The organism is Pseudoalteromonas sp. OFAV1, from assembly GCF_021532595.1.
Classification (GTDB): Bacteria; Pseudomonadota; Gammaproteobacteria; order Enterobacterales; family Alteromonadaceae; genus Pseudoalteromonas; species Pseudoalteromonas lipolytica_C.
On record NZ_JAKGBG010000063.1, the window covers coordinates 1 to 24244 of the forward strand.

22 protein-coding genes are annotated in these 24244 nt (G+C 41.7%); 14 read left to right on the forward strand and 8 right to left on the reverse strand.

Annotated elements, in window-relative coordinates; all coding sequences use genetic code 11:
- Nucleotides 1–158: 158 nt before the first annotated feature.
- The 7 genes from L1267_RS21570 to L1267_RS21600 all read left to right on the forward strand — a co-directional run bounded on the left by L1267_RS21570 (nt 159) and on the right by L1267_RS21600 (nt 5176).
- Nucleotides 159–818, forward strand: coding sequence for a response regulator transcription factor (locus L1267_RS21570; RefSeq protein WP_135926694.1), 660 nt, complete (start codon nt 159–161; stop codon nt 816–818).
- Nucleotides 818–2128 carry an ATP-binding protein gene (locus tag L1267_RS21575; RefSeq protein WP_235384064.1) on the forward strand — a complete coding sequence of 437 codons (1311 nt, stop codon included), beginning with the start codon at nt 818–820 and terminating at the stop codon, nt 2126–2128. The genes L1267_RS21570 and L1267_RS21575 overlap by 1 nt, the downstream gene beginning before the upstream one ends.
- 19 nt (nt 2129–2147) lie before the next feature.
- Nucleotides 2148–2465 (forward strand): cupredoxin domain-containing protein, encoded by a 318-nt coding sequence (locus tag L1267_RS21580; protein ID WP_138558418.1) that lies wholly within the window; start codon nt 2148–2150, stop codon nt 2463–2465.
- Nucleotides 2466–2472: 7 nt separating this feature from the next.
- Nucleotides 2473–3198 carry an iron transporter gene (locus tag L1267_RS21585; RefSeq protein ID WP_235384065.1) on the forward strand — a complete coding sequence of 242 codons (726 nt, stop codon included), beginning with the start codon at nt 2473–2475 and terminating at the stop codon, nt 3196–3198.
- Nucleotides 3186–3890, forward strand: coding sequence for a hypothetical protein (locus L1267_RS21590; RefSeq protein ID WP_135926697.1), 705 nt, complete (start codon nt 3186–3188; stop codon nt 3888–3890). The genes L1267_RS21585 and L1267_RS21590 overlap by 13 nt, the downstream gene beginning before the upstream one ends.
- A gap of 201 nt (nt 3891–4091) precedes the next feature.
- Nucleotides 4092–4301 carry a cold-shock protein gene (locus L1267_RS21595; RefSeq protein ID WP_036972536.1) on the forward strand — a complete coding sequence of 70 codons (210 nt, stop codon included), beginning with the start codon at nt 4092–4094 and terminating at the stop codon, nt 4299–4301.
- A gap of 173 nt (nt 4302–4474) precedes the next feature.
- Complete coding sequence (locus tag L1267_RS21600; protein ID WP_138558402.1) at nt 4475–5176, forward strand: substrate-binding periplasmic protein; 702 nt, start codon at nt 4475–4477, stop codon at nt 5174–5176.
- A 2-nt stretch (nt 5177–5178) separates the two neighbouring features.
- Here the strand turns inward: L1267_RS21600 and L1267_RS21605 are convergent, their stop codons facing one another.
- The 3 genes from L1267_RS21605 to udk form a co-directional block, all read right to left on the reverse strand.
- Nucleotides 5179–5904: a substrate-binding periplasmic protein gene (locus L1267_RS21605; RefSeq protein WP_135926699.1), complete on the reverse strand. Its 726-nt coding sequence runs from the start codon at nt 5902–5904 to the stop codon at nt 5179–5181.
- Between the two features lie 158 nt (nt 5905–6062).
- On the reverse strand, nt 6063–7286 hold the full coding sequence (locus L1267_RS21610) for a NupC/NupG family nucleoside CNT transporter (RefSeq protein ID WP_135926700.1): 1224 nt from the start codon (nt 7284–7286) through the stop codon (nt 6063–6065).
- Nucleotides 7287–7304: 18 nt separating this feature from the next.
- On the reverse strand, nt 7305–7934 hold the full coding sequence (gene udk, locus L1267_RS21615; RefSeq protein WP_135926701.1) for a uridine kinase: 630 nt from the start codon (nt 7932–7934) through the stop codon (nt 7305–7307).
- A gap of 191 nt (nt 7935–8125) precedes the next feature.
- Between udk and L1267_RS21620 the strand changes: the two genes are divergently transcribed.
- The 4 genes from L1267_RS21620 (at nt 8126) to L1267_RS21635 (ending at nt 11844) form a co-directional block, all read left to right on the forward strand.
- The gene (locus L1267_RS21620) at nt 8126–9355 is read left to right on the forward strand and encodes a phosphopentomutase (RefSeq protein ID WP_235384066.1); all 1230 of its coding nucleotides are present in this window, start codon (nt 8126–8128) and stop codon (nt 9353–9355) included.
- Entirely contained in the window at nt 9355–10056 is a 702-nt protein-coding gene (gene deoD, locus L1267_RS21625; RefSeq protein WP_235384068.1) for a purine-nucleoside phosphorylase, read from the forward strand. The genes L1267_RS21620 and deoD overlap by 1 nt, the downstream gene beginning before the upstream one ends.
- 211 nt (nt 10057–10267) lie before the next feature.
- Nucleotides 10268–11008, forward strand: a complete 741-nt coding sequence (locus tag L1267_RS21630) for a ferredoxin--NADP reductase (protein ID WP_235384069.1) — start codon at nt 10268–10270, stop codon at nt 11006–11008.
- Between the two features lie 71 nt (nt 11009–11079).
- The gene (locus L1267_RS21635; protein WP_235384071.1) at nt 11080–11844 is read left to right on the forward strand and encodes a nuclear transport factor 2 family protein; all 765 of its coding nucleotides are present in this window, start codon (nt 11080–11082) and stop codon (nt 11842–11844) included.
- A 460-nt stretch (nt 11845–12304) separates the two neighbouring features.
- Here L1267_RS21635 and L1267_RS21640 read toward each other — a convergent pair whose 3' ends face one another.
- Nucleotides 12305–13195 carry a tetratricopeptide repeat protein gene (locus L1267_RS21640; protein ID WP_135926705.1) on the reverse strand — a complete coding sequence of 297 codons (891 nt, stop codon included), beginning with the start codon at nt 13193–13195 and terminating at the stop codon, nt 12305–12307.
- Between the two features lie 272 nt (nt 13196–13467).
- Here L1267_RS21640 and L1267_RS21645 point away from each other — a divergent pair, with 272 nt between their 5' ends.
- Nucleotides 13468–14841, forward strand: a complete 1374-nt coding sequence (locus tag L1267_RS21645) for a GAF domain-containing sensor histidine kinase (RefSeq protein ID WP_235384072.1) — start codon at nt 13468–13470, stop codon at nt 14839–14841.
- Nucleotides 14842–14904: 63 nt separating this feature from the next.
- Here the strand turns inward: L1267_RS21645 and L1267_RS21650 are convergent, their stop codons facing one another.
- The gene (locus L1267_RS21650; RefSeq protein ID WP_235384074.1) at nt 14905–15162 is read right to left on the reverse strand and encodes a hypothetical protein; all 258 of its coding nucleotides are present in this window, start codon (nt 15160–15162) and stop codon (nt 14905–14907) included.
- 264 nt (nt 15163–15426) lie between these two features.
- On the opposite strand from L1267_RS21650, the gene katG reads away from it, so the two are divergent.
- Complete coding sequence (gene katG / locus L1267_RS21655) at nt 15427–17604, forward strand: catalase/peroxidase HPI (RefSeq protein WP_235384076.1); 2178 nt, start codon at nt 15427–15429, stop codon at nt 17602–17604.
- Nucleotides 17605–18542: 938 nt separating this feature from the next.
- Here katG and L1267_RS21660 read toward each other — a convergent pair.
- Complete coding sequence (locus tag L1267_RS21660) at nt 18543–20141, reverse strand: ABC-F family ATPase (RefSeq protein WP_138558813.1); 1599 nt, start codon at nt 20139–20141, stop codon at nt 18543–18545.
- Nucleotides 20142–20597: 456 nt separating this feature from the next.
- On the opposite strand from L1267_RS21660, the gene L1267_RS21665 reads away from it, so the two are divergent.
- Nucleotides 20598–22223 carry a methyl-accepting chemotaxis protein gene (locus L1267_RS21665; protein WP_199527442.1) on the forward strand — a complete coding sequence of 542 codons (1626 nt, stop codon included), beginning with the start codon at nt 20598–20600 and terminating at the stop codon, nt 22221–22223.
- A gap of 67 nt (nt 22224–22290) precedes the next feature.
- Here the strand turns inward: L1267_RS21665 and L1267_RS21670 are convergent, their stop codons facing one another.
- Both L1267_RS21670 and L1267_RS21675 read right to left on the reverse strand, forming a co-directional pair.
- Entirely contained in the window at nt 22291–22698 is a 408-nt protein-coding gene (locus L1267_RS21670) for a phosphate ABC transporter substrate-binding protein (protein ID WP_199527443.1), read from the reverse strand.
- A gap of 12 nt (nt 22699–22710) precedes the next feature.
- Nucleotides 22711–23856, reverse strand: coding sequence for a porin (locus L1267_RS21675; protein ID WP_235384077.1), 1146 nt, complete (start codon nt 23854–23856; stop codon nt 22711–22713).
- Nucleotides 23857–24244: the final 388 nt, after the last annotated feature.

Here is a 24244-nt window from a genome sequence, read left to right on the forward strand (position 1 = left end):
TTTTATATGATGAGCATAAGTATCAGTCAGCTAAAGAATTTTTATTAGTAGCTCAGCAAGCGCCAGCGCGCCCTGATAGACCAAAGGCAGACCTTTACCGTCAACAAGAAATTACTAAACTATTGGCTAAGGTAGAGAAAAAATTAAAGAGATAAGCTATGCATTTATTGCTCGTTGAAGACGACCACTTAGTGGCAGAAGGCCTGTGTCGTTCTTTACGTCAACAAGGTTATAGTGTTGAACACAGTGCAACCGTTAAGTCAGCGATGCAATGGCTGCAAAATGATGAAATTGAGCTGGTAGTCCTTGATTTAGGACTACCAGACGGTGATGGCATCGACATTCTAAAGCACATCAAAAAGCATCGTAAAAACCTGCCGGTGGTGATTTTAACCGCTCGCGGTAGTATTGATGATAAAGTCATGGGGCTAGATTTAGGTGCTGATGATTATCTTGCAAAACCCTTCGATCCCGCAGAGTTATTTGCACGTCTTCGGGTCGCTAGTCGGCGATTGACCCAAGCTCAAACCAGCACCTTAAAAGTTGGCGATGTTGAAATGGACACCGCCGCATTTACCGTAAGATTTCAAGATGAGCCGGTAAACTTGCCGCGCAAAGAGTTTATGCTCCTTAAAGCCTTGCTAGAAAACCAAGGTCGCGTGCAATCAAAACAGCAGTTAGAAAGTAAACTTTACGAATGGGGCGAAGAGGTGGGGTCAAATACCATCGAAGTGCACATTCATCACTTGCGTAAAAAATTCCCAAAAGAGTTTATTAAAACCTTGCGTGGTATTGGTTATGTGGTGGGTAAACGCTAGTGTCAATTCGTAAAAGACTGACATTACTTATCTTATCCATGGTGATCCTAACCTGTTTTTTGGCTTTTACTAAAGGTTATCGTGAAAGCATGAATCAGGCTGAAGCGCTGCTCGATAACGAGCTGGTAACGTTGGCGCATGTGTTAATCGAACAACCACTTAGTAATGAAACCCCAGCTTATACGAGTGATTTACCGCAGTTATTATTTCAAGTTTGGGTTGATGACAGCTTGGCCTCAAGCTCAAAGTCATTGCAGAATAACGCTATAAATCAAAGTCAGTGGCAAACCGGGTTTAGCGTTGAGAACTTGGCCGGGCAACGAGTCAAAGTGTATCGCTTAAGCGAAGGTAATAAGCGAGTGCTTATCGCTGAGCCTTTGAGTAAGCGAGTGGCGCTCACCGAAACTGTAATTTTATCGGCCATGACGCCGCTGTTATGGAGTGTGCCTATCCTTGCTCTCCTTATTAGTGTGTTTGTAAAACAAGGGCTTGCGCCACTAACTCGGTTGTCGAATCAACTTAAACATCGTCAGGCAAATGACTTTACGGCTATCCCTTGGCAAACCCCAGAGCAAGAAATAAAACCCGTAATTAGCCGCTTAAACGACCTATTTAAACGGGTTGAAAGTGCCTATTTACGAGAGCGCTTTTTTGCCTCTGATGCAGCCCATGAACTGCGCACGCCGCTGAGTAGTTTAAAAATAAATGTACATAATTTAGTTGCCCAAGGTGTCGATAGTGTTGAGCTTGATGCGATGGAAAAAGGCGTTGATAAGTTGAGCAATATCGTTGAGCAGATGCTAATTTTAGGGCGGACTTATCCAGAGCAATGGCAGGCGCAATTTAGTTCAGTGTCGGTGTTAGAAATTAGCCAGCAAGTTGTTGCACAACTTTATGATCGTATAGACGAAAAAGAGCATACCATCAGCATTGATGGCGATGATTTTATTATTGCTGGTGACGAATTTACCTTGGTTACTTTGTTTGGCAATTTACTGAGTAACGCCATAAAATACACCCCAGCTGTGGGAGAGATTTGTATTACCCTGAAAACCGAAAATAATCGTTTTGTCTGGCAAATAGATGACTCGGGACCCGGTATTGATGAAGCTCAAAAACAGCGCATTTTTAATCGCTTTTATCGCGTGGGTGGTGATAAACATCCATCGGGTGAGCAAGGAGCTGGGCTTGGTATGGCCATTGTTGAACATATAGTATCGATTTATAACGCTGATATTACTTTAGCAGACAGCCACCTTGGCGGCTTGCGAGTGAGCGTGTCCTTTATGCAAGGAGACGTCAGTGAATAAATGGATTGCTGCACTGTCTATGTTATTGTGTATGTCATCTTGGCTTGCTTGTGCCAAAGAATACAAACTGATCTTAAAAGATCATTTGTTTTATCCCGCTGAAATAAAAGTACCTGCCAATAAAAAGCTACGTTTACTCATCGAAAATCAAGATAGCACTCCTGAAGAGTTCGATAGCTTTGATTTAAACCGCGAAAAAGTGCTTTATCCTGGCCGAACCAGTGTGATTTATATCGGCCCACTAAGCCCTGGCCGTTATGACTTTTTTGGCGAATTTTCGCCTAATACGGCCCGAGGAACGGTTGTGGCTACGGAGGTAGATAATGCTGATAACTAGTTTATTAATGAGCATTAATCAGCTTTTACCGGTTGTGATTTTAGCCGTGTTACTCAGGTTGATAGTACCTCTTAATCAGCGACAATTAGGTCTATATGCTGTTATTGGCACCATTATTAGTTTGCTATTTGTACAAGGTGCGGCGACGATGAGCCAGTTGTTTGAACACCGTGGTTTAGAGTTCATTCAAATGTTGCTATGTATCATGATTTTTGTTGCTGCATTAATCAGTTGTCAACAAAACACTGTAGCCGCCGCCGCTGCTCTCATTGCAACAATGACCCTATATTTGAGCCATTACATGATTTACCTAGTGAGTTTTTGGCACAATAAAGATGCTGCTGAGCCTTTACTGCTTGGCACTTTTCTAGGAATAGGAATTTGTGTCAGCTTTGGTATTTTATTGTTCTTTTTGCTGGAAAGTGTTGCCAGACGAGCGAAAATGCAGCCATTGATTGTATTGCTTGCCTTAAATGCAACAGCAAAGTTATTAATATTTCTTGATTTAGCGAGTCAGGTCGATTTAATTGATGTGACTTCAAGCTATCTAGATTGGCGCAACTTTTTAGCCGAAAACTCAGAACTTGGCCGGGTGCTAAAAGCCTTAGTCGGTTACGAAGCCACGCCAAGTAAAACCGCGCTTTGGGTATATGTAATTGCGAGCGCCGTATTTATTGCCTTGGCTCGCGCTCTAAAAGTTAAACATAAAAAGGAGCCTGTATGCGGTTCTTAATAATCAGTTTTAGCTATCTGTTTGCAATTTGCTTTGCACACGTTGTCCATGCAGATGGCATGGTCGTTGATAAAGTATATCATCCTTACGTGTTGCCTTTTGAACGTGAAGTTGAGTGGCGCTTAGTGTCTAGGCAAACCGATAACGGCAATGTGCTTGCACAGCGCGCAGGTTTTGGTGGTGCAATTAACGACACCATGAGCCTTGAAGGGTATTTAGTTGGCGAACGCGATGATAACGGTGACTTTGGCTTATCTTCATATGAGGTGGAGTTACGTTGGCAACTTGTAGAACAAGGGCGTTTATGGGCAGATTGGGGGGCACTATTTGAACTTGAAAAGCAGCACACTATAGATGCATACGAAGCGACGACTGGCTTTTTATGGGAAAAAGAGTTTGGTCGTACTAGCCTGACTATGAATGCATTTTTAGTGTATGAGTGGGGGGCTGATATAGAAAATGAATGGGAAAGTGAGTTCCGTTTGCAGTACCGTTATCGCTATCGCTCTGCATTTCAGCCATCAATAGAAGTTTATGCTGGCGAGGACTTTTTTGGTGTGGGCCCTGGTTTTATTGGTTTGCATCGTTTTAGTGCGAAGCGTCAATTAAAATGGGAAGCAGGATTTATAAGTGAATTATCGCAATCAGGCCGCGACCATAGCTTTCGCTTGGCTTTAGAGTTTGAGTTTTAATTTCGATAGTGTTTGACTTATTCAAGTAACTCTATATAGTAGGCACCAGCTAGAAAGAAAGCGTGTAATTAATAAATCTTTATTTCGTTGTTGTATAAGTAATACTTGTAGTACCGTCCTGAAGTTTTTAAGTACCATCTCATTTTTTGCTACACCCGCCCATTAGGGCATGTTTAATTTTTTTATATCAGGAATAATACTATGTCTAACATCGTATCAGGTACAGTTAAGTGGTTTAACGAATCTAAAGGTTTTGGTTTCATCGAGCAAGAAAATGGCCCAGACGTGTTTGCACACTTCAGCGCTATCAAAAGCGACGGTTTCAAAACTTTAGCTGAAGGCCAACGTGTAGAGTTCACTCTTTCACAAGGTCAAAAAGGCCCACAAGCGGATAACATCACTCCGTTATAATATTTGCTGAAAAGTAAATATTAAGAAGAAGCAAGCTACGGCTTGCTTTTTTTGTGCCTAAAAATTGACTGAAGATATGAATATTTCTATATTTAATTCGGCTATCTAATGAGGATGTACGAATTATCATAAAGTATTTGTTTTTAGCTTGTCTTAGCTTTGCTCCGAGTTTGATGGCAAAACAAACTATCACCATTTATACAGAGCAATTTCCACCCTATAACTTTTCCAACAAAGGTCACCTAGAGGGTATTAACCTAGAGTTTGTTAGGGCAATGTGTGTGGAAGCAGAGATTGAGTGTCAATTTGAGCTATTGCCTTGGCCTAGAGCCTATCATTTAGCGCAAAAAAAGCCATTGTCTGGTTTAGTGTCAACTGCGCGTATTACCGACAGAGAAGCACTATTTAATTGGATAGGCCCGCTTGCGTCATCAAAAAACTTCTTTTATCGCCTCAAATCTAATGAGCACATCAACCCGCGTGACCTAGCACAAGTAAAAGAATACAGCGTATGTACTGTTAGAGAGAGTATTTACGAAAACTTTTTAGAGAGCTTAGGGTTTAAAGCAGATAAGAACTTATTAAAAGTAAGCCATTACTATGAATGTATAAATCTGTTTTTAAAAAACAAGGTTGAATTAATTGTTGGCTCTGAGTTGTCATTTCGGTATTTATTAATGCAATACGGCCATTATGGGCAAGAGGTTGTCAAACTGGTTGAGTTACCGCTTGAGAGAACACAAGGTAACTTTTTAGCTCTTAATAAAGATATCCCTGATGAGGTATTATCAAAACTACAGGCAAGTTATGATCGATTGATTCAGCGCGGTTTACTCGAAAAATATATTGCAGATTATTTTGTCCCAATAGAGTAAAGCTAGTTTGTTGTCATCATCACGTTTTGGTATTGGGTTGTTTTTGAAACCTCAACAAACGCTTGTTTAAGCGCCTTAATATAGCTTGGCTGCGTATTTAGGCTTGCAGCTAAATAACCTTTCATAGTTAAAAAGTCGATAGCGTAAGCAAAGCTAAAGCGAGCCTCATCTAGTGCTAGCTGCTCAGCCATTGCACTTATATAATTTTTATCATCAATAATTAAATCGACCTTGCCCGCCATTAATAACTGATATGATTTAGTGATGTCTGAGGTATATACCACGACATAACCTCGCTCAGTTAAGCGCTGAGCAGCTAGGTCATGTCGTTGCACGGCAATCTTGTATTGTTTAGCCTGTTCGTTTGAGGTGATGTTTATATCGCTGCGAGAGCTTAATTTAACAAAGCCCATTTGATAAGTTGCTATTTCTCCAATCCAATGAAATAGAGCTTCTCGTTCGGGAGTTTTAGCCATGCTAAAAATAAGTGTGTTCGGTTTCTTTAGTGCCATGTTGTAAGCACGTGCCCACGGATAGAGCTCAATATTTGCCTGTAAATTTGCTTTAGCAAAAATAGCTTTGACTAACTCGGTGCTGTCACCTGTTACTTGATTATTAATTAACGTTTGATTTGGCGGAGAAAGCTCAGTGACAACCGTAAGTGTTGGTGTACTGAAGGCAGGCCAACTGAGAAAAAATATCAGTATAAAAAGTTGAAAACGGTTCATGCGGATACTTAAAAAGACTTAGTAAATAAATCTTAGCACATAAAAACGATAAAAGGGCCTTGCGGCCCTTGGTGAAGTATCGTTCAAGTCAGATAGACCTTTAACCCCTTAAAGTTCTATCCTATTGTTTTGCAACTACGGCTCATCTCATTAAGTTTCTAAGCTAGCGAGAGGAAAAAACCTGCAATTGCTGCACTCATGAGGTTAGCCATAGATCCTGCTAACACTGCTCTGAGCCCTAAGCGTGCGATATCCTTTCGCCGACCAGGCGCCATACCGCCCAATCCACCTAGTAAAATTGCTATCGATGATAAGTTAGCAAACCCACATAACGCGAATGTGACAATCGCTTGTGTGTGCGCGCTTAACGTATCGCGATAATTAATAAAGTCGAGGTAAGCAACAAATTCGTTAACTACAACCTTCTGACCTATAAAACTGCCTGCGATTACTGCTTCGTTCCACGGTACACCTAATAACCATGCCACTGGAGCGAATACGTAACCTAAAATTTCTTGTAGCGTTAATGTTGGGTGATCAAACCAACCACCAATACCGCCTAATAGCCCATTTAGAAGTGCAATAAGTGCTACGAAAGCAAGTAACATCGCACCTACATTTAGTGCTAGTTGCATCCCGTTTGCGGCACCTGATGCTGCTGCATCAATTACGTTAACCGGTTTTTCTTCTTGTATCTCTAAATCTGCTAAATCTTCTTTTGGTGTTTCTGTCTCTGGCACAATCATTTTTGCCATTAAGAAGCCACCCGGTGCTGCCATAAAGCTGGCTGCAATTAAGTATTTAAGCTCTACACCAATTGTTACGTAACCTGCCATAACTGAACCAGCTACGGTAGCAAGGCCACCTACCATTACCGCAAATAGCTCTGACTTAGTCATGCTGGCGATAAATGGTTTAACAATCAATGGTGCTTCTGTTTGGCCAACGAAAATATTGGCGGTTGCAGAAAGCGATTCAGGGCGCGAGGTTTTCAATAGCTTTTGTAAGCCGCCGCCTAGAATCTTGATTATCCAATCCATCACCCCGATGTGATACAACACAGCAACCAGTGCTGAGAAGAACACAATAACGGGCAATACTTGTATCGCAAAAATAAACCCTAGGGTATCTTGCGATGCCAGTGAGCCAAATAAGAAGCTAATCCCGTCATTGGCATAACCAATAACAGATGACACTCCTCGAGACATACTTGCCAGTACGTTTTTACCCACTTCGAAGAACAAGACAAAGCCACCAATTAGCACTTGTAGCAAGAAGGCGATGCCTACTGTTCTTAAATTAATTGCTTTACGGTTCGTTGAAGCCGCGAAAGCAATGGCTAGTAGCACAACAATGCCTACTAAGCTCATAAATGTCGTCATACTGACTATTTCCCGTTGTTATTGTTGCAGTAAATATTTTATTTTACTTTTAATTATATCAATGGCAACGCGATTCATACCGCCGCGTGTGACTACGAGATCAGCTTTGTGCTTTGATGGCTCAATAAACTGATAAAACATAGGTCGCACTGTCGCTTGATATTGATCAACAACGGACTGTAATGTTCTGCCACGCTGCTCCATATCTCGTTGCATACGGCGCATAAGGCAGATATCTAACGGTGTATCAATGAACACCTTAATATCAAATTCTTTTCGAAGTGCCGGATCACTCAGTAGCAAAATACCTTCAACGATAAGTACTTTTGCAGGTGCCACTCGACGCGATTCATCGCTGCGGGTGTGCATTGCATAGTCATAAGTTGGTACGTCTACTGATTTTCCAGCGCGCAACTGAAGTAAGTGCTCATGCAAAAGCTCATGCTCGAAAGCATCAGGATGGTCGTAATTTGTTTGCGTTCGATGGTCAAACGGCAAATGCGACTGATCTTTGTAATAAGCATCTTCTTCGATCACTGCGATCGCGCCCGGTTCAAGCTCATTGACTAATTCGTTATAAATCGTCTTGCTAAAAAGAGACTTGCCCGACGCAGATGCGCCAGCAATAGCTATAATTGTTCGTGTCACTAAAGTTCTCGCCCACACAGAAGGAAACATTGTTAGGTAGATCACAATAGCAAAAAAGACACGATTAATCTCTTTTGCTTCGCTTAGAGATGCAAATTTATAATGTTTCTGTTTTATGAAACAGGACTTATGTCCTGTACCAAAAATTCGAAGAGCATATAAAGTAGCCACATATTGATAACGAGGTACCCATGGCAAGAGCACTTATCTTAATGGCAGATAGCCTAGGAATTGGCGCAGCACCTGATGCAGAGAAGTTTGGTGATGTAGGCGCAAATACCTTTGCTCATTTACTTAAAGCCTATGCAGAAGAAACCGGTGAGCAGTTATCGCTACCTAATCTTACCCGTTTAGGTTTAGCTGATGCATGCGAAGCCGCAGGTAAAGAACCTTGTTTAGTCAGTGACCGCCAAGCACCTATTGGCGCATGGGGTTACGCTAAAGAGTTATCAAGTGGTAAAGACACGCCTTCAGGTCATTGGGAAATGGCCGGCGTACCTGTGTTATTTGATTGGGGTTACTTCCCAAACACACAGCCGTGTTTTCCACAAGAATTTGTTGACGAGCTAATTGCTCGTGCTGGTATTCCGGGCATTTTAGGTAACTGCTATGCCTCAGGAACAACCATTTTAGAACAACTAGGTGAAGAGCACATGCAAACCGGCATGCCGATTTGCTACACCTCAGTTGATAGCGTGTTTCAAATAGCCGCGCACGAAGAATCATTTGGACTGGAGAAACTTTATCAGGTTTGCGAAATCGCACGGGCGCTGCTTGATGAAATGAACATAGGAAGAGTGATTGCGCGGCCATTTTTGGGTTCGAGCCGTGACGATTTTGCCCGCACAGGTAATCGTCGTGACTATTCGGTGCTACCACCGTCGCCAACCTTGCTTGATAAATTATCGCAAGACGGCGGTGAAGTGATAAGTATTGGTAAAATTGCCGATATTTATGCGCATCAAGGCATCACCCAAAAACACAAAGCGCCAGGACTGATGAACTTACTTGAGAAAACCTCAGAAGTCATCGCAAGTGCACCTGATCATAGTTTGATTTTTACAAACTTAGTTGATTTTGATGAAAAGTACGGTCATCGCCGTAATGCAGTCGGCTATGCTAGAGCATTAAAAGAGTTTGATGATTACCTACCAACCATCTTAAATCAGCTAAATAGCGATGATGTGTTAATCATCACTGCCGATCACGGATGTGATCCAACAGCAGCAGGTACTGACCATACACGTGAATACGTGCCAGTACTTGCTTACCAACCGGGAATGACAAACACCCCGCTTGGAGAACGAGCTAGTTTTGCAGACATAGGTCAAACCCTTGCCCAGTGGTTTAATCTTCCTGCACTTGAATACGGTGATAGCTTTAAAGATGAGCTATTAGCGAACAAAAAAGGAAACCAATAATGAGTACTCCTCATATCAGTGCCAATGTAGGCGAATTTGCAGAAACGGTATTAATGCCGGGTGATCCGCTTCGCGCTCAATACATTGCTGAAAACTTTTTAGATGACGCAAAACAAGTAACAGGCGTTCGTAATATGTATGGTTTTACCGGTACCTACAAAGGTAAACCAGTGAGTATTATGGGCTCTGGGATGGGTATTCCATCAATGTCAATTTATGCCCGTGAATTGATCGTTAGTTACGGCGTTAAAAATCTAATTCGTATTGGTACCTGTGGCGGTATTGGTAGCGACATCAAAATCCGTGACGTTATCTTTGCACAAGGTGCAAGCACAGATTCAAATGTAAACCGTGCACGCGTGCGTGGTTACGACTTTGCCGCTATTGCTGATTTTGGTTTATTACTTAATGGTGTAAACGCAGCAAAAGATTTAGGCATTGAAGCGAAGGTAGGTAATGTATTTACAACAGATACATTCTATCAAGCAGATAACACATTCTATCAAGAATTAGACAAGCTAGGCGTACTTGCTGTTGATATGGAAACAGCTGGCATGTACGGCGTAGCCGCTGAGTATGGCGCAAAAGCGATGGCACTATTTACTGTTAGTGACCACGTAATCACTGGTGAAGCGACACCAAGTGAAGAGCGTCAAAGCACCTTTAACGAAATGGTTAAAATTGCTTTAGAATCAATTTAAATAAGTTCCTTGGTAACGTATTCACTGAAATTTGGAAACACGCCCAAAGTGAAGTGAGACTAACCTCAAAGCCGCATTTATGCGGCTTTTTTTATAGCTGCGTATTTATCTCGCATAAAATCCAGTTTGCATCTCGCAACTACCCCTTAAAACTTGAAAATTCAAGCAATTGTTGCCACCTTTAATAGAGGAACAATACTCGAGGGTTTGTATGTCTAATTGGATTGAAGCAAAAGTTAAAAACGTTAAATGGTGGACCGACTCATTATTTAGCTTAATTGTTAATGCCGATGTAGAGCCATTCACGGCTGGGCAGTTTACAAAGCTTGCAATGCAAGTGGGTGATAAACGCGTAGCACGCGCATATTCTTACGTGAATGCACCAAATAATCCTGATCTTGAGTTTTATCTTATTAATGTTAAAGACGGACAACTTTCTCAACAGCTTGCACAATTAAAGCCGGGCGACTCAGTGACAATTGAGCGTCGTGCTACAGGCTTTTTTACTCTTGATGAAGTGCCAAGCAGTGAACAGCTATATATGCTGAGCACAGGAACGGCGCTAGGGCCTTTTATATCAATATTAGAGCAGGGCGAAGTGTGGCAAAAGTTTGAGCATGTTCATTTGGTGCATGGTGTACGTTTTAACGAGGACTTAAGCTATCAAGAGCGAATCAAAGCGCTCCAGCATCAGTACCCAAATCTTTACTATTCGCCTGTAGTCAGCCGAGAGTCAGCCACTGTGGGATTTAATGGCCGGATCACGGATGTGATCAAAGACCGTCGTTTATTTCAAGTTATAGACCGTCCTGTTGCTCCCGACACCACACAGTTTATGATTTGCGGTAATCCAGAAATGGTAAAAGATACTACGGCTATTTTGTTAGAGCTTGGTTTTAGCCGCAATAGACGTCGTGAACCTGGGCAGATCACAGTAGAGCAATATTGGTAAAAAACTATGCCAAACAGCTATAATTTGCTACCTTAGCGCCTTTATTGAGGCATGATGCATTTAGGAAAATTATGAAACCGTTATTTTTTGCCATCAGTTTACTATTCACATGGCAGGTTTTTGCTAGTGATCAAACTAGTGAACAAAGCCAGCAACAAACCGAACAAAAAACAGAAAAGAAAGATGTTGCACGTTTAGAATTTATTGAAGACAAAGCTACAGAGAGCGAAAGCTCTGCGGTAATTAAAAGCCAAACTGAAGTAACTAAACCAGAAGCCGTTAATAAGGACACTGAAAAGAAAGAAGCAGCAACCGCGACGGTTGCCGAAGCTGATGATAGTAAGGTAATAGGCTCTGTAAACCCGGCACCTGCTGCGCAACCTAAAACCGCAGCTGAAAAGCAAGAAGCAGTTGCTGAAGCAACAAAAGCAGTAAACCAAGCTAAAGAAGCCTTAACAGCCAAACAGCAAGAAAAAGCTCGTCAGTCACGAGAATCTATGGCTGTAATCGAGCAAGTTATTGCAGCGTACAACGCTCGTAATATCGATGCATTTATCAAAATGTATGATGAAAATGTAGAGTTTTATACGTTTCCAAATGAGCTTATGTTTACCGGTAAAGAAAAGCTAATTGCACGATACGGTATCATGTTCAAAAAGTTAAAGTGCATTAAGTCATCGCCAATAAAACGCATTGTGCACGGTAATATAGTGATTGATCATGAACTATCAGAGACTTGTTCTGAGGATCCCAAAGTCGTTGATAAGCGAGCCGAGTTTGTAACTAGTTATCAAGTCGAAAACGGCAAAATAACCAAAGTGTTATTCTTTCGTTAGGCATTAGAAAAGAGCAGCGCAGCTGCTCTTTTTTGTTGGAGAGCTGAAAGTCAGTGGGTTCAAGTTAGCAAGTTACAAGGGGAAAGATGCGAGTAACGAGGTAGCAGCGATTTTACATCGCGTCTTAGAACCTAAATCCTAGCGCCTATTACGCGGGATACACCCGCTGCTACATGTAGGCGTGAAACTTGTTTCGCGCGTCTGACTGACCGCTCATTTCTACGTTCAATTCGGCACTAAAGTACCTCCTACAATGCCTCGAACAAGGTTTTCATTGCAGAGAAAAACACTCGAACTAACCAACCCCGCCGTTCGACTGACATCTAATATCTGACCTCTAACGGCTAAAAGCCAGCGATTTTACATCGCGTCCTAGCACCTAGCACCTAAATCCTAGAGCCTAAATCCTAAATCCTAGCGCCTATGACGCGGGATAAACCCGCTGCTACATGGGGTTAGGCTAAACCGTTTCATTTAACAACGAATTAAAGCTGTCGTTGTCGTGAAGGCTGGCAAACGCGCTTTCGTGTAATAGCTCGTTACGAAGGTTTGGTGAGTATTCAAGTGCCATACGAATATCGGCCATCGCATCAGCGTGTTTATGAAGTAATGCATAAGCACAAGCACGTTGCCAGTATGCATAGCCATAGTCACTGTCTATTTCGAGGGCTTGATTACATAGCTCAATAGCCTCACCCGTTTCATTAATTTCTAACAGTGCATCTGCTTTATAAGCAATCGCTTCTACGTCTTCAGGTTTACGTTTTAATATCTCGTCAAAAATCTCTACTTTATTTGCAACATCACTTTCTAAGTTAGCACGCATCCACAGTGAATGAACTTCGTTAGTGATCGAGATTTTTTGCTGATTTAATAAGATCTCTTCAGATCGCTCACGTAGTTTTTCTTCAAGAACTTTTAAGCGCTCTTCGTATTCTTTAGTGATGGCACTAACACGCGTATTTACAATATCTTCTACTTTGTTTTTCACATCACGCAGTGAATTCCAACCAACTAAAACCAAAATTGAGGCTGTAATTGTAATAATGAAAAACACATTATTGATGGTGTCTGTCGTGTAGGTTAACGCGCGATCGGCTGTATCTAACTGCGTATGAGTGACTTGCTTAGTGACATCTTCTCTCAGTTTTTGCTGATCTTGGCGAACTGCTTTTAACTCATCAAGAATATAACGCTCTAAAAGAGGCTTATACATTGGTTCTTGAAGGTTATTCAGTGCTTGTTGTTGTTCGGCTTCACTAAGGGCTGGGCGGTTTTCAGGTTCATTTTGGGCTGCCGCTAGCGTATGAAAGCTCATTAAAAAAGTGATTAAAATTAAGATATAACGCATAACTTATTTATGTTTAGTGAATTCTAAGTTCACTTTAACATGCGTGAGCACTGGGGACTAGGCAAAAAAAAGCCAACTCGGGGGAGAGCTGGCCAAACTGCTTAAACAACATAAAGTCGTAAGGGGTATCAACAGGAGTTAGGTATAAATATACCTGTGTCTATCTGAACAACCACTTAATACTAAAAGGTTTTTTAAAAATTCAAAGTCAGTCTTTAAGAATGGCTATGTTCGTCTAGACTTAAGTTGATGTAAAACTAAAAGGTGATGGTATGCGCCAACAACTAGTCCAACTGCTCTATGGAGTATCAATTTCCTCTGATCTTGACAGTGGTAATGTTGAATTAGCTGAACGCTTAATCCTTAATGCTGTTCTTGATGGCCTAGAAATAGGCAGAGCTGGGATCTGGCTTTTAAATGCCGAAAACACCGCCATTGAATGCCGATTATTACTTGATAGAGAGAATAATCAGGAAATTCAGACACTGGTTCTTCCACGCGATGCATATCCAGCATATTTTAAAGCGCTCGATACCCAGCGGACTATCACCGCAGAAGATGCCCATACCGATCCAGCCACCTTTGAGTTTAGTGAAAGCTACCTGAAACCGCTTAATATTGGCGCTATGCTCGATGCGCCGATTCGCTATAAAGGTAAAATGATCGGAATATTTTGTTGTGAGCATATTGGTGGAGCAAGGCACTGGAGTGAAGATGAGTGTTCATTTATCGGTGCATTAGCAGATTTATATGGCAGAGCACTGTCGGCTCAAGAAAATGAACGAACCAATGCCAAACTTGAACGTGCCAATCAATTATTAGAGCAACGGGTGGCAGAGCGTACTCGCACGCTCGAAGTGACCTTATCTGAATTGACGACCATGCAAGAAAAGTTGATCGAATCAGAAAAAATGGCCTCGCTTGGTAACCTCGTGGCGGGTATAGCACATGAAGTAAATACCCCAATTGGCATTGCAGTCACCGCGAATAGCTCCGCAAAAGATAAACTTAATACCTTAAATAAATTAATAGAGTCTAATACCTTAACTAAAACGGCATTACTTGAAGGAATGAATCACTTAAATGAATGTTTTAAGATTTCTTTTGCAAATCTTGAGCGCGCGGCAAAGCTAATTAGTGATTTTAAGCAAACTGCTGTTGACCAATCATCTTTGAACTTACTTGAAACAAACATCAAAGACTACCTTGAAAATATTATACATAGTTTAATGCCATTGACCCGAAGCCATAATATCGAAGTCGATATTCAATGTAATGACGACCTTAAGCTAATAACTGTACCTGGGGCATTAAGCCAAATTTTTCTGAATCTTGTTAACAACAGTTGTGTACATGGGTTTGTGGGCAGAGATCAAAATAAAATAACAATATCAGTAACCGTTGATAAACAAAGCGATACCTACTCTATTTGCTATTTAGACAATGGTCATGGCATGAGTGAAGATGTAATGCATAAAGTGTTTGAGCCATTCTTCACCACCAAACGTGGCAATGGCGGTAGTGGTTTGGGTATGTCGATAGTTTATAACCTTGCAACGCAAGCACTGCAAGGCGAAGTCAGCATCGATAGCAAGCCAAATAACGGCGTTACCGTCACTTTCAAATTGCCGCAAAAACTTGCATAACTAATTAATTTTTAAACAAGTTGCAGGCTAAATAATCTGGTGACTGGGTAATAAAATTAAAAATTAATCAGTTTGCTTGGCAAGACAAGAAATATCAGTGCATTTGTTGTCTTTGCAAAACTGCTTAATACGTTTTTTAGAATATAAATAATTTAGGCTTATAGGTGTTATTAGTAGTGCCAGCCAAAACATAACCATGCTTCGAAAAGTTAATCCTACAAGCGATGCGATTACGAGGCCCGTTAACATCAAAATAGGTAAATTGGCGATAAAAAAGTTAATGCTTAGTTGTCTAGCAACGTCAGGATTAATGGTTTTCATAAGGGCTACTCGCTGTTTAATAATACCCTTATAAAATGGACGGTTTTGCAAAATGAATCAAATCAGATTTTTCTATCGGTGCAATCGATTTAAAACCATGTTCTTAATCTAGCTTTATCAAAGTACAACTCCTATAGTTTTAAACAACAGGAACTTATTTGCTATTAGTTATTCATAACTATTAGAAAATCTCTCTTTATGACGAAAGGGATAAAAGTGAACTTTTAGCGTTTCGTCATATTTTTAGCTTATGAGGAGCATATAATGAGTAATGGAAAAACGGGCCAGTGCCCGGTAATGCATGGTAGTAACACTGTCACCGCTCAATCAAATACCGACTGGTGGCCAAACGCACTCAATTTCGACATTCTTCATCAACACGACAGCAAAACGAATCCTTACGGCAAAGACTTTAATTACGCAGAAGCATTCAAATCTCTAGACCTTGAAGCCGTTAAAACCGATTTAAAAAACCTAATGACCGAAAGCCAAGAATGGTGGCCAGCTGACTGGGGCCATTACGGTGGTTTAATGATCCGTATGGCGTGGCACTCAGCGGGTTCATACCGTTTAGAAGATGGTCGCGGTGGCGGTGGTACGGGTAACCAACGCTTTGCACCATTAAATTCATGGCCAGATAACGCCAACTTAGATAAAGCACGTCGTTTACTTTGGCCAATTAAGAAGAAATACGGTAACAAACTTTCTTGGGCTGATTTAATGATCTTAGCCGGTAATATGGCTTACGAATCAATGGGTTTAAAAACTTTTGGCTTTGCGGGTGGTCGCGAAGATATTTGGCATCCAGAAAAAGACGTTTACTGGGGCGCTGAAAAAGAATGGTTAGCACCTAGTGATGAGCGCTATTCAAATGTAGAAAAACCAGACACTATGGAAAACCCATTGGCAGCAGTACAAATGGGCTTAATTTATGTAAATCCAGAAGGGGTGAATGGTAATCCTGATCCGCTTAAAACGGCTGAACAAGTTCGCGAAACATTTGCCCGTATGGCAATGAATGACGAAGAAACTGCCGCACTTACAGTGGGTGGTCATACCGTGGGTAAAACTCATGGTAATGGTAGCGAAGAAAACGTTGGCCCTGAGCCAGAAGCGGCTGATGTGTTTGAGCAAGGCCTAGGTTGGAACAATCATAACTCACGCGGTATTGGTCGCGATACCATGACGTCGGGCATCGAAGGCGCGTGGACAACTCACCCAACCAAATGGGATAACGGTTATTGCTACTTGCTGCTTAACTACGAGTGGGAACTTAAGAAGAGCCCAGCAGGTGCATGGCAGTGGGAGCCAATTGATATTAAAGAAGAAGACAAACCAGTTGATGTTGAAGATCCATCAATTCGTTTAAACCCAATCATGACCGACGCCGATATGGCAATGAAGATGGACCCAACCTATCGTAAGATTATCGAGCGTTTTAACGATGATTTTGAATACTTTAGTGATGTGTTTGCACGTGCATGGTTCAAGCTGACTCACCGCGACTTAGGTCCTAAATCACGTTATTTGGGTGCCGATGTACCAAGCGAAGATCTGATCTGGCAAGATCCGATCCCAACGGTGGATTACACCTTATCAGACAGCGAAATTAGCGAGCTTAAAACCAAGCTACTTAACTGTGGTGTAAGCCAAGCTGATTTAATCACTACAGCATGGGATAGCGCCCGTACTTACCGTGGTTCAGATCATCGTGGTGGTGCAAATGGTGCACGTATTCGCCTAGCGCCGCAAAAAGATTGGCCGGGTAATGAACTAAAGCGTTTAGCTAAAGTATTAAGCGCACTTGAGTCAGTACAAGCGAGTTTAAGTAAACCAGTAAGCCTAGCTGACTTAATTGTTTTAGGTGGTACAGCAGCGGTTGAACAAGCAGCAAAAGCCGCGGGTGTTGATGTAACTGTACCATTTGCGCCGGGTCGTGGTGATGCCACGGACGAGATGACAGATGCAGACTCGTTCGACGTACTTGAGCCAATTCATGATGGTTTCCGCAACTGGCTCAAGGAAGATTACGCTGTTTCAGCAGAAGAGCTAATGTTAGAGCGCACGCAATTAATGGGCTTAACTGCACCAGAAATGACCGCTCTTGTTGGTGGTATGCGTGTACTTGGTACTAATCATAATGGCACTTTACACGGTGTATTTACAGATAACGTAGGCACACTTAGTACTGACTTTTTCGTTAACCTAACTGATATGGCTAATACCTGGAAACCACTGGGTAAAGGCTATTACGACATAATTGAACGCAGCACGGGTGTAACTAAATGGACGGCAACACGCGTTGATTTAGTGTTTGGCTCAAACTCAATCCTACGCTCTTACGCAGAGTTTTACGCACAAGACGACAACAAAGAGCGTTTTGTGAAAGACTTTGTCGACGCATGGGTAAAAGTAATGAATGCCGATCGCTTTGATATTTAATTTAAAATTCCTTTAAGTACAAAGGCTACACAATATGTAGCCTTTTTTAATGTAGGGAAGTTAGCGAGTTACAAGGGGAAAGTTACGAGGGGAAAGAGTAAAGTTACGAGATACGAGATACGAGATACGAGATACGAGGTAGCAGCGATTTTACATCGCGTCTCAGCGCCTCGGTGCTTTCTATGGTTCCAATAACCTTTTCACAAAGAGAAGTGAAAGAGGGTACTTCAGATAATTATTAAATGTATATTAGTCTGCTGGATCTTTTTCTAACCACAGAGGACACAGAGAGCACAGAGTAAGAGAAGGAGAAACCATAATCTCTTTGTAAATATTGTTTTCTCTGTGTAGCGCGCAGCGCCTCTATGTACTCTGTGGTTCAATTGTCTTTACTCACAAAGAGAAGAGAACGAGAAGACAATGAGTATGCGAAATAGACAGCTACTCAATTAGAATCCTCTAAAGCGCAGCGTCTCTTATCCTCTTTGTGAATTTAGTTTCTCTGTGTAGTGCGCAGCTCCTCGGTGACCTCTGTGGTCCCAATATTTTTTCACAAAGAGAAGTGAATGAGCGGACTTCAGATAATTATTAAATTTGTATTAGCCTGCTGGATCTTTTTCTAACCATAGAGGACACAGAGAGCACAGAGTAAGAGAAGGAGAAACCATAATCTCTTTGTAAATATTGTTTTCTCTGTGAAGCGCGCAGCGCCTCGGTGTCCTCTGTGGTTCCAATATCTTTTTCATAAAGAGAAGACAATGAGTATGCGAAATAGACAGTTACTTAATTTAAATCCTCTAAAGCGAAGCGTCTTTTATCCTCTTTGTGAATTTAGTTTCTTTGCGGAGCACGTAGCCACTTAGTGGTTCAATGTTTAAATCTAAACAGAACCACCAAAGCCACCAAATAAAGGGAATAGCTATAAAACCTGTTTAAGCTTACTGCGCTTGTTGCGCAACATGGTCCATATATTCGTCGAACGTGCCCTGAAAATCGATAAGCTTTTTATCTTTAATATCGATGATACGAGTCGCTAATGACGATACAAACTCACGGTCGTGGCTCACAAAAATAAGCGTGCCTTGGTAATCTTTTAAAGCATTATTGAGCGCTTCAATGGCTTCCATATCCATGTGGTTAGTTGGCTCATCCATAATTAGCACATTGATGTCTTGCATCATCAGCTTACCAAACAATAGACGGTTCTTTTCACCACCCGAGCAGTTACGCGCTTTTTTGTTAGCGTCATCTGCGGTGAATAATAAACGGCCTAACATAGCACGCACCATTAAATCGTTGTGCTTAGCGGTACGCCACTGCGACATCCAATCAAATAGAGTTAAGTCGTTATCAAACTCTTTGCTGCTGTCTTGCGGGCAATAACCAATGCTGGCATTTTCAGACCACTTAACCACACCCTCGTTACTTTGTAATTCATTCACTAGGCAGCGTAATAGGGTGGTTTTACCAACACCATTTTCACCAATAACCGCAAGCTTAGCACCGGCTTCTAGCAATAAGTCACCACCACTGAATAGGGTTTCACCCTCAAAGCCATGACCTAGCTTAGTAAGCTCTAATGCTTGGCGATACATCTTTTTGCCTTCGTCAAAACGAAGTGATGGGCTAATACGGCTTGAAGCTTTTACTTCATCAAGCTTAATTTTATCCATGCGCTTAGCACGAGAGCTGGCTAGTTTTGCTTTTGATGCGTTAGCACCAAAGCGGTTTACGAACTCTTGTAGCTCGTCAATTTCAGCGCTCTTCTTAGCGTTTTCAGCAAGCAGTTGTTCGCGTTGTAAGCTTGAAGCTTCGATCCACTTTTCGTAGTTACCTGGATAAATTCTTAGCTCACCGTAGTCGATATCGGCCATGTGTGTACACACCGAGTTTAAGAAGTGACGGTCGTGCGAGATAATAATCATCGTACACTTTCGCTGGTTAAGCTCGTTAGCTAGCCAAGTAATAGTGTGAATATCAAGGTTATTGGTTGGCTCATCAAGTAGCAAAATATCAGGGTTTGCAAACAGCGCTTGTGCTAAAAGCACACGTAGTTTCCAGCCCGGCGCAACGTTCGCCATTAAGCCGTAATGAAACTCTTGCTCAATACCCGCTTGGATCAAAATTTCTTCTGCACGGCTTTCTGCTGTGTAGCCATCCATTTCGGCAAAAACGCTTTCAAGCTCAGCGACTTTCATGCCATCTTCTTCACTCATTTCTGGCAGTGAATAAATACGGTCGCGTTCTTGTTTTACTTTCCAAAGCTCGGCATCACCCATGATAACCGCATCAACTACAGTGTATTGCTCAAACGCAAACTGGTCTTGGCTAAGCGTACCTAGCTTTAAACCCGGTGCAATCGACACATTGCCAGAGGTTGGCACAAGCGCACCACTTAGAATTTTCATAAAGGTTGATTTGCCGCAGCCATTCGCGCCAATTAAACCATAGCGGTTGCCATTACCAAACTTAGCTGAAATGTTCTCAAACAAAGGCTCTGCACCAAACTGCATGGTGATATTTGCTGTTGAAATCAACGAATTATTCCTAGAAAAATACTGACAGGGTTATGGGCGCAGAAACTGCGAAAATAAACAAGCAATAGGGTAAATAATAGGCCGCGGATTATACAGATCAGCCCCAAAGAACGCCATTAAAAAAGAGAAAGTTTCAAGGGGAAAGGGGAAAGTTATGAGATGCGAGATTCGAGGTAGTAGCGATTTTACATCGCGTCCTAGCGCCTAGTGCCCAAAATCTAGCACCTGATGACACGGTATAAACCCGCTGCTACGCGTAGGCGTGAAACTTGTTTCGCGCATCTCAGAGTTGAAGGCTGAAAGCTCTTGTCTTTTTGAATATTATCTTCTCGCTCTTCATCCAGATCCTAAAAAACGGCACAAAATACGAAAAAAACCTGAAAATATATAAATATAGTTAATACTTTAGGGAAATCGGGCGATAATATTAAGACTATGACAGCAAAGGTGGATTAAATGTCTGCAGGTTTCTCTTTCAACAACTTAAGCATTTCAAAAAAGATACATGCCATAACATGCATTGCCATAACGGCATTCGTGATTATAGTGGTAACCAACTTTATCGCTATGAACGATAACAAAATTTCACTCGATGAATTAGAAAAGTCATCTTATCAAGTCGTAAAACTTACTACCGCCAATGTAGCCTTACTCGAAAAACTAGACGAACTATATACACAGGCAGTGACATTTGGTGAATCAGATTTAGTCGATAGCGCAGCACAAACCTATAAAAAGATTAACGAAAACCTACAAGACATCATCAGCATTAACGATGGCTACGTGAATAGCGATACAAAAAAACAGTTAGAGCTTTATGCACAAACGTCTTCGAGTATTGCAAGCTCGATGATTGAAGGTACTGCCGACTTCAGCAAAATTCAGCAGCAAGCCCAACAAAAAACCAAACAGTACGAAGCCGTGCTTGAAGGTTTTAAGCGTGCTCAATCTCGCGCTGATGATCGCTTTTTTGAGCTTGTACAAGCAACCAAAGCTCGTTCAGACAATGCGCTTAATTTAATGCTGATTGTCTCGGTAGTTTCATTACTGTTACTAATTGCTACATCGATTTGGATTGCCCGTGGAATTGGCTCATCAGCCAGTGCTGCGGCAAGTAACTTACGTTTGTTAGCCGATGGTAAAGGCTCGCTGAGCACTCAACTTGAAGTACACGCTAAAGACGAAATAGGTCAGGTATCAATTAATTTTAATGCCTTTATACAGCTACTAAAGGCTGCTGTACTTGAAGTAATAGCGGTGTGTGAGCCATTAATGGAAAACTCAACCCGGCTTGTGCAAGGTATGGAACGCGCCGAGCGTGCAACAACTAAACAAACATCAGATGCCGAAATCGTAAAGCAATCGATGGAAGAAATGCGTCAAAGTGTTGCTGATATTTCTCACTCAGCGGCAAACGCATCGCAAGCTGCGCAAACCGCAGAACGGGAAGTAGAGCAAAGCCGAACGCAAATAAGACGCTCTGTAAGTGAGTCACGTACATTAAGTGATGAAATTAACCAAGCTGCTTCGACAATTAACCAGCTGGCGAATGACACCAAAAATGTAACGCAAATTTTAAACGTCATTACTTCGATTGCTGAGCAAACTAATTTACTTGCTTTAAATGCGGCTATTGAAGCTGCGCGTGCAGGTGAACAAGGCCGTGGTTTTGCGGTTGTTGCTGACGAAGTGCGTGAGCTTGCTTCAAGAACATCACACTCAACTAACGAAATCAGAGAGCTACTTACAACGCTAACCACCGCAGCAAGCGATGCGGTAACTGCTATGAACTCAGCCCGAGATATGGCTACAAACAATGCTGAAGCTGCTGAGAATACAGGGCAATCTATTGATAAAATTTCTGAGCAGATATTATCAATTAACGGCATGAACTCTCAGATTGCCGCAGCCACCGAAGAACAAACATCTGTGGCAAGTATGGTGGTTGAGAACGTGTCGAATATGCATATGTCGTTTGAAGAAACAATGGATTCGCTCTCGGCGGTACGTGATGTAGCGAAGAACCTTCATTACCTTTCTGATTCGTTACTCGACGCCACTGCAAAATTTAAAGTTGAGTAATTTATGCGCATAAAAAACCAGGCATCGCCTGGTTTTTTATTAACGTAGTGAGTATTTAAGCTAGCACTTAAAAAGTACCTACTACTTTAACTTTATCAGTTACTTTTGCTGCATCGATATAACCAATGGCGTCGCTATTGGCTGCAACAAAATCAATAACAGCTTGATCGTTTGCTAGTTTTTCAGGTGGCGTACCTTTACCTGTAAATACCAGCTTTGACCAATAAGCGTTAAGCTGGCTGCTCGACTTACCAACCACCTTATCGTTAAACTCGTCGCTTACGCTGTTGCCGTCTTGGTTTACCGGGTTTACTTTGGTGCCATCATCAAACGACTTTGCTTTGCCAAGGTAAATCTTTTTGATAGTTCCTTCATCAATAGCATTGCCATTTGCAGGGTTTACAATAACAGCAACATCAGCAAATGCAGCGTGCGAACAAACGGTGAGTGCTGTAGCGATTAATAATTTTTTCATCATAAACTCCAATTAAAAAACTAAATCAACAGCAACAGCAACAACGTCGGTTTCTGTATCTGTAATATCATCTTTAAAGCGGCTGAAATCTACTTTTAAAGCAGCTGATGGGTGGAAGTCATAACGAGTACCAATGGTATACACATTGCTCTTCGCTTTTACGCCCTCAAGCACCTGATTAATACCTGCGTTTAAAGCTGGTACTGCAGGTAGTGCGTTGTAGCGGTTGCTATCGTGTTTGTCGTCGTTATTTTCGTAAGTTAAGTGCACAATCCACTCATCCATACGGTAACCAACAGAGGTATAGTATTGAGTTTGTTTAGCAAGGGCGCTGTTTTCTACTTCAAACTCAGTGTATTCAGCATCAAATAGAATGTCGTTGTAATCAATCGAAAAGCCCACAGCGAAGAAAGAGCCATCATCTTCGTTAACAGCAATATCATCAGCTTGATCAACAAAGCCCGCAGCTCTTAGCGTTTGCTCAAGGCCATTAAGCGCAACACCTGCATCGGTGTCGTTTTCGATTGCAATTGTTGTGTTTGCTACAAAGTATGCAGCACGAGCACTGAACCAGTCGTAGCTCATCGTCCAGTTGATACCAGCAATATCATTAAGCTCTGTATCGCCATTAACCGATACCACAGCAATGTTGCCATCGAAGCTACCGTAAATAACTTGAACGGTTGAATCCCAATCACCTAATTGTGTGTTGTGTAACAGACTCAGGCCTTCATACGTTGAAAACGGAAGGTTATAAACAGATTGCGGCGGACGAACCCAACGGTATGTGTAACCAACGTCTAAGAAGTCTGAGTAACGGTAAAAAGGCACACGCATTTTACCAGCACTCACTTGTAGCTCATCGCTGAACTCATAGGTTAAATAAGCCCACTCAAACTCAGCATCAAAATCATCGCTACCACGCGCTACAATTTGTGCCGTAGCGCTTAGCTTTTCTTGTAAATCTGCAGAAAACTGTAATGCGAACATACTTTCGTTTTTAAACGAAATATCATCATCGTAACCATAAAGCGTTGCGTCGTCGTCAAGGGCTTTACCGCCAACAATAGAAGCAAAGCCATTTATGCGAACCTCTGCCATTGTGTTTGCAGACACAAAAGCAGCACATAGAGCCAATGCAATAGGAAGTTTTTTCATTGTGTATCCCTAGTATTTAGTATGAAAATGTTGATTTCGCTTAATATTATAGTAGTGCGTAGCGAAATGGGCGACACAAGTTACAGATAAATTGTAATTACGGCAATCAGTAAGTTGTTATTTTTAAATTGAAAAAGGTACAAATTAAAGTTGGAAAGCGCCCTAAAAGCATCTGTTAGTGCTCTTAATCTTAAATCAGCCCGTAGGATTTTTTATGCGCACAGAGAGATGAATAAGGGTACATCAGTTAATTGTAATCTCTTTCTAACCACAGAGATGTATGGACTCCCCTCCCACAGGGGGGTAACGTAATAAGCGACAAAACTTTTACAAAAGGAGTCCATACATGGTGAATCTTAACGTTATTGCGATTGATTTAGCAAAAAAT